We start from the raw sequence: 6000 nt of genomic DNA, 5'->3' as shown, positions 1-6000 counted from the left end.
GCCTGTTCGATCCCAAGGAGTGCCTGAACTTCTTCAGTGCCGCAGGATACGCGCCTGATTAAACGCAAACCGCTTTAGCATTACGAGGCTGCGCATACGTTCTTGGCGCTTCATGCCGTTCTTCGTCGCGGACACGATACGATCGTCGTCGCAGGTCAGGCGCGCCGAAGGTTTCCTCGGAGGCTCGCTCTTGGCCGACCGGAAACGGACATTCTGGACCAAGACGCACTGGACCGACCAGTCCGCTATGCGGAGCTACATGACCGAAGGGGCTCACCGCAGGGCCATGCCGCGCCTTCTCGAGTGGTGCGACGAGGCCAGCGTCGTGCACTGGTCGCAGGACGGTGACACCGGGCCCGACTGGCGCGAAGCCGCTGACCGGATGAGATCGGAAGGAAGGCCATCGAAGGTCAGGCACCCGAGCCCGCAGCACCGCAACCTGACCTATTCGGAACCCCGCATATCCGGCGGCGTCGCGATTAAGCCGCGGACGATCGGCAAGGGTGTACTCCGAGGGTCCGCCCGGTCGCGATAGACCGTTCCAGAAGGGCTCGAACCAGTCATCCGCCGCGGCTCGCCCGAACAGCAAGAGTGCGGGACGGAGCGAACTTTCACCACGCCTACTTCAAAGGCAACATTAGCACTACGCTGTCTTCGGCAACACCAAGGTGGCTTCGAACCCGGAGGCCATGTTGCAGAGGACGAGCGATCCGCCAGCAGCGGCGGCGACCTCTGCGGCGATGGCGAGCCCGAGCCCCGATCCTCCCGCGTTCTCGTCGAGGCGCAGACCGCGCTCGGTCAGGCGCGCGAGCAGACCTTCCTCAACCCCCGGACCGTCGTCGCGCACGCGGACGGCGATGCCGCCTTCTTCTTCGGTGCAGCGCAGGGACACGGCGCTCCTCGCGTGGCGCACGGCGTTCTCCGCCAGCGCGCCCAACGCCTCGGCGAGATCCGCGCGGCCCATCGCCACCGTGAGCCCCGGAGGGCCCGTCGCGTCTATGTCGAGCACGACGCCGCGAGGCGTGCGCCGCAGTACTTCGGCCACCGCCTCGGCGACGGCCAGGGGATCGCACGCGCCGCCACCTTCGCCGACCCGCCGCACGCGGGCCAGCTCCCGGTCCACCTGCGCGCGGATGCCGTGCGCGATCGTCTCGATCCCGCGCGCCGCCTCGCCCGCTCCGGCCGCGCTCAACCGGGCCGCCTCGCCCAGCAGCGCCTGGAGCGGGGTCTTGAGGCCGTGCGCCAGATCGCCGGCGCGCTGGCGGGCCCGTTTGACTTCGGCCTCGCGCGCCGCCAAGAGCGCATCGATCCGATCGGCCAGCGGCAGCACCTCCGACGGCACGTCTTCGCCCATCCGGCGCCGGCGTCCCGCGCCGAGTTCGGCGACGCGCCGGCTCGCGACCGACAGAGGCCGCAGCGCCAGCCCCACTGCGCCGGCGAGTGTCGCGAGAAGCGCCACGGCGAGGATCAGCAGGTAGGGAGCGAGATCGGCAAGGAAGCCGGACCGGACGGCCGCGATTTCGGTCTGGTCCATCGCCACGATGAACTGGAGCGCCACGTCGCCCTCGGGCGTCGCCACGTCGATGCGCCGCGCGACGGCGAGCAGCGTTGCGTGCAACGGGCCTTCGATCGCGCCGAGCCACAGCGCATCCGTCTCCGCATCCTCCGGCATCTGCAGCGTGTAATCCCACAGCGACCGCGAGCGCGCCAAGCCCGAGGGTGCCGCGACCTGCCAGTAGCGACCGGAATAAGGCCGCTCGTAGAGCGGATCGCGCGGGGCGTCCTCGATCGAGACGATGCCGCCGGGGTCGGTCTCCGCCGCCGAGACGAGAAGAACGAGCCGGTTGCCGAGGTCGCTGGCGGCCACCCGCGCGGCATGGCGGTCGAACAGGATGGCAAGCCCCCAAGCGGCCAGAAGAAGCGAGAGCGTCACTGCCGCCACGCCGCCGAGAAGCAGGCGGGCCCGGACAGACAAGCGCCCGATACTCAAGAGCTGCCTCTCACGGATCGGCCAGCAGGTAGCCGAAGCCGCGCCGCGTCTCGATGACATTCGGTCCCAGCTTGCGCCGCAGCCGCGCGACGACGGCCTCTACGGCGTTGGAATCGCGCGAATCGTCGTCGCCATAGAGCCGTTCCAAGAGCTCGGTCGGGGGCACCGGACGGCCGCGGTGGAGCGCCAGATGAGACACTAGCCTGAACTCCAGCGGGGTCAGCGAGACGGGTCGGCCGTCCAGCGTTGCCGACATGCGTCCCAGGTCGAGCGCGAGCGGGCCGGCGCGCTCCAGCGTGGCGGGGTGCCCCGCAGACCTGCGGACCAGGGCCCGGGCCCGGGCCACCAGCTCGGCCATCTCGAAGGGCTTGGGCAGATAGTCGTCTGCACCCGCGTCGATCCCCTCGACGCGCTCGATCCAGGTGCCGCGGGCGCTCAGGACGAGCACGGGGGCCGTGACGCCCTCGCCCCGCCATCGGCGTAGCACCGTCAGCCCGTCGAGCCGCGGCAGGCCGAGGTCGAGAACGATCACGTCGTAATCCTCGGTGCCGCCGCGGAACCAGGCCTCCTCGCCGTCGGCCGCAAGCTCCGCGCGGAACCCCGAGGCTTGCAGGACCTCGGCGATATCGGCCGCGATCCGCGCATCGTCCTCAACGATCAGCACTCTCATTACGTGACCACGACCAGCGGATCAGTCCTCGTCCTCGACATCGGTGATCTCGCCAGTCGCCGCATCCATGTCCACCTCGATCAGTCGCCCGTCGAGCGTCAGAACCTCGAACTCATACTCCTCGAAGCGCCCGTCCGGATAGAGATCGATCTCGATGTCAAGAACTTCACCGGGGAAGGCTTCGAGAAGGAGTGGAAGCAGCTCGGACAGTGGCAGGATTTCGCCGCGCGCGACGGCGGCGCGGGCGATCTCGCTGTCGGGCGTCACGTCGCGCTCGTCCGCGTCCGCCAGGGCGGGAGCGGGGAGCGCGACGCAGAAGAAAAGGAAGAGGCCGAACCGCATGTTCCAGCCCTAGTCGAGCTTCGCTGACAGCGCGCTGACAGCGCAGGTCAGGCCGGCGTCAGCGCGGGTGTGGGAAGACCGATTCACGAGACGCGATCTCATCGCATTCCAACGATAAAGGAACACGACCATGGCTCTTCTGCGCGGCACCAACGGCAACGACTCCCTCTTCGGCACGAACATGCCCGACCGGATCTACGGATTCGACGGCAACGACACCATCCGCGGACGCGACGGCGACGACGACATCGCGGGCGGCGCCGGCAACGACCGGCTGGCCGGCTGGAAGGACGACGACGATCTCGACGGCAGCCTCGGCAACGATGTCCTGCGCGGCGGCGCCGGAGACGACGAGCTCGACGGCGGGGCCGGCCGGGACCGGCTGATCGGTGGCGGCGGCAACGACGAACTCGACGGCGATGGCGGCAATGACCGGCTTTTCGGCCGGACGGGCAACGACGAGCTCGATGGCGGGGCCGGCAGGGATCGTCTGTTCGGAAACCGGGGCAGCGACGAACTTGAAGGCGGCGCGGGCGACGATCGTCTGAACGGCGGCGCCGGCCGGGATCACCTGGATGGCGGTCGTGGCGACGATTTACTGAAGGGTGGGGGCGGCGCGGACGTGTTCGAGTTCGAACAGGGCGATGGCGACGACCGCATCGTCGATTTCACCGACGGCCAGGACCGGCTCGAGATCGACGACGCGAGCCGCGCCGAGGTCGAGGCAATCATCGCCTCTGCCCGGCAGACAGGAGACGACCTCGTATTGACGCTCGCCCCGAACACGACCGTCACCCTCGACGACACGAACGCGTCCGCGCTCGATATCTCGGACTTCCTTTTCTGAACCGGGACGACCATCTGGAAGACCGAACCCGATCCCGCCGGTCTTTGCCCCGAAGGCAGGGACTGGTCGGGGAAGGACCACCTTTCGCCGCGCATGCCACGATCCGGCGCGGCGTCGACGGAACAACCGGGCGCGCTTGGAATTCTCGAATGAACCAATGACAGGAGATACGACATGATGAAGAGCCTGATCCTTGCCGCGTTGACGCTGCCGCTCGCCGGCGCCGCCATCGCGCAGACAACCGATATTTCCGGTTATGCCGACGTGGATGACCTCGATGTCATCGGGGCCGATGGCGAACGGATCGGCGAGGTCGAAACCATGCTGGTCGATGATGCCGGCATGCCTGCCGCCCTGGTGGTGGAGGTCGATGACGGATTTCTCGACCTCGGGGATTCCGATGTCGTCATGACAATGGATGCCCTGACTTGGGACAATGGCCGCTACACGACCACGATGACGACCGACGAGGTCGAGGGACTTCCGGTTTGGGCCGACTGATATCCGGACCTTCTGGAACGGGCATGAAGGGGGGCGCATTCGCGGCTCCCCTTTTTTGCGTGTCGCCCTGCGAAACCGATAGAATGGATCGAAGCGATCCGCTTAAAGGACGGCAGGCTGGACCAGTGCTTCCGCTCGATCAGTTCACGGATCGAGGGATGCTCGAAGTCGAAAAGCGGTATGGACCGCGCGGCATGGGGTCGTTCGCGTTCAGTGTCATCGGGCCTGAGCCTCCGGACGGTGGCCTGGCTCGGCTGCCTTTCCATCGGCGTTGCCTGTCCGCAACTCGGTCACGGCCTGCCGCAGGATCGAGACGGACGCACCGAGGAACAATGCCGACATGATGCCTGCGACGAGGAGGTCGGGCCAGGCCGTGCCGGTGCCGAACACGCCGAGTGCGGCCAACACGACGGCCACGTTGCCGATCGCGTCGTTGCGCGAGCAGAGCCAGACCGAACGGACGTTGGCGTCGCCGTCGCGGAAGTTCAAAAGCAGTAGGACACTCGCCAGGTTCGCCGCAAGCGCAAGGAGGCCCACCGTGCCCATCACCGGCGCTTCCGGCAGGCCCGGCCCAAGCGCGGCCCAGAGTGTGGAGCCGAATACCCACACTCCCATCACAAGAAGGCTTGCGCCCTTCGCCAGCGCCGCCGTGGCTCGGAACCGCAGCGAGGCGCCAAGCACCGCAAGGCTGATCCCGTAGGTCGCGGTGTCGGCCGCGAAGTCGAGCGCATCGGCCTTGAGAGCCTGGCTGCCGGCAAGTTGGCCCGCTGTCATCTCGATCGCGAACATCGCAGCGTTGATTGCGATAACCGCCCAAAGCGCGCGCTTGAACGGCGCCGACGAACGGCCGAGGTCAGGCCCTTCCCCACAACAGCTGCCACCCATTCCAGTCTCCCGAATCTTGTCCTGGGCAGTATCTACGGTCTACAATGATTGTAGCTTCAAGGGTCAATCGGAGAAGAATCATGCGCGGGCAGTTCACCGTGGGCCAGCTGGCCCGCGAGACCGGAATCGCGGTCGGTACCGTGCGCTACTACGAGCGGATCGGGCTTTTGCCGCCTGCAGATCGCAGCGTCGGCAACCAACGCTTGTTCGACGGAGGGGCACGTCGACGGCTCGGTTTCGTGCGTCATGCCCGCGACCTCGGCTTTCCACTCGATGCGATCCGCGAGTTGTTAGACCTTGCGGACCACCCTGAGCGTTCGTGCGAAGGGGCGGATGCGATTGCACGACGTCACCTGACGGATGTCGAGCGCCGGATCGTCCGGCTGGAGGGCCTTCGGCGCGAACTGCGTCGCATGATCGAGGACTGCAACGAAGGAACCGTCGCCCACTGCCACGTCATTGAGACGCTCGCGGATCACGCGCATTGCCTGGACGACCATGCAGGTTCGGAGCCTGCTGTGCCCTCACAACCAGGGCAGCCGACAGCATGGTGAAGCTTTGCAGAAATGCAGGCTGACAAAACGGCCAGATAAAACCGTTCTGCCGTTGCAGTAGGGGTCGATCATTCGTTTCGAAACGCCCATCAGGGCGGGTCTAGAGCCTGTTGAAACACTCCCGATCGCCCAAGACCTTTGGAAGCAGCAAATTGATCATCCCGCAGCATTGGTCGATGAGGGCTCGAAGCTGTCGTCCGCCACCGACTGC

General features: G+C 66.8%; 7 protein-coding genes. 3 read left to right on the top strand and 4 right to left on the bottom strand.

Annotated features, from left to right (window positions below; translation table 11 throughout):
- Positions 1-643 precede the first annotated feature (643 nt).
- The 3 genes from Q1B08_RS18225 to Q1B08_RS18215 are packed head-to-tail and all read right to left on the bottom strand — an operon-like array spanning position 644 to position 3002.
- The gene (locus tag Q1B08_RS18225; protein ID WP_299822012.1) at positions 644-1990 is read right to left on the bottom strand and encodes a HAMP domain-containing sensor histidine kinase; all 1347 of its coding nucleotides are present in this window, start codon (positions 1988-1990) and stop codon (positions 644-646) included.
- A 10-nt stretch (positions 1991-2000) separates the two neighbouring features.
- Positions 2001-2660 carry a response regulator transcription factor gene (locus Q1B08_RS18220; RefSeq protein ID WP_299822010.1) on the bottom strand — a complete coding sequence of 220 codons (660 nt, stop codon included), beginning with the start codon at positions 2658-2660 and terminating at the stop codon, positions 2001-2003.
- Positions 2661-2681: 21 nt separating this feature from the next.
- The gene (locus tag Q1B08_RS18215) at positions 2682-3002 is read right to left on the bottom strand and encodes a PepSY domain-containing protein (RefSeq protein WP_299822008.1); all 321 of its coding nucleotides are present in this window, start codon (positions 3000-3002) and stop codon (positions 2682-2684) included.
- A 130-nt stretch (positions 3003-3132) separates the two neighbouring features.
- Between Q1B08_RS18215 and Q1B08_RS18210 the strand changes: the two genes are divergently transcribed.
- A complete protein-coding gene (locus Q1B08_RS18210) occupies positions 3133-3849 on the top strand; it encodes a calcium-binding protein (protein WP_299822006.1) in 717 nt (238 codons plus the stop codon).
- Positions 3850-4023: 174 nt separating this feature from the next.
- Positions 4024-4350, top strand: coding sequence for a PRC-barrel domain-containing protein (locus Q1B08_RS18205; RefSeq protein WP_299822004.1), 327 nt, complete (start codon positions 4024-4026; stop codon positions 4348-4350).
- A gap of 216 nt (positions 4351-4566) precedes the next feature.
- On the opposite strand, the gene Q1B08_RS18200 is transcribed toward Q1B08_RS18205, so the two are convergent.
- On the bottom strand, positions 4567-5235 hold the full coding sequence (locus Q1B08_RS18200; RefSeq protein WP_299822002.1) for a cation transporter: 669 nt from the start codon (positions 5233-5235) through the stop codon (positions 4567-4569).
- 80 nt (positions 5236-5315) lie between these two features.
- Here Q1B08_RS18200 and Q1B08_RS18195 point away from each other — a divergent pair, with 80 nt between their 5' ends.
- Positions 5316-5789 carry a helix-turn-helix domain-containing protein gene (locus tag Q1B08_RS18195; protein ID WP_299822000.1) on the top strand — a complete coding sequence of 158 codons (474 nt, stop codon included), beginning with the start codon at positions 5316-5318 and terminating at the stop codon, positions 5787-5789.
- The last annotated feature ends 211 nt before the right edge of the window (positions 5790-6000 follow it).

The sequence above is a fragment of the uncultured Jannaschia sp. genome, assembly GCF_947494025.1.
Lineage (GTDB): Bacteria > Pseudomonadota > Alphaproteobacteria > Rhodobacterales > Rhodobacteraceae > Jannaschia.
Note: the sequence above shows the minus strand (reverse complement) of the source record. Positions and strands in the feature narration are given on the sequence as shown.

Bases quoted from the DNA above. Each gene is read 5' to 3' on its own strand.
- Q1B08_RS18220 (WP_299822010.1), bottom strand. From the start codon at position 2,660: ATGAGAGTGCTGATCGTTGAGGACGATGCGCGGATCGCGGCCGATATC.
- Q1B08_RS18215 (WP_299822008.1), bottom strand. From the start codon at position 3,002: ATGCGGTTCGGCCTCTTCCTTTTCTTCTGCGTCGCGCTCCCCGCTCCC.
- Q1B08_RS18210 (WP_299822006.1), top strand. From the start codon at position 3,133: ATGGCTCTTCTGCGCGGCACCAACGGCAACGACTCCCTCTTCGGCACG.
- Q1B08_RS18205 (WP_299822004.1), top strand. From the start codon at position 4,024: ATGATGAAGAGCCTGATCCTTGCCGCGTTGACGCTGCCGCTCGCCGGC.
- Q1B08_RS18200 (WP_299822002.1), bottom strand. From the start codon at position 5,235: ATGGGTGGCAGCTGTTGTGGGGAAGGGCCTGACCTCGGCCGTTCGTCG.
- Q1B08_RS18195 (WP_299822000.1), top strand. From the start codon at position 5,316: ATGCGCGGGCAGTTCACCGTGGGCCAGCTGGCCCGCGAGACCGGAATC.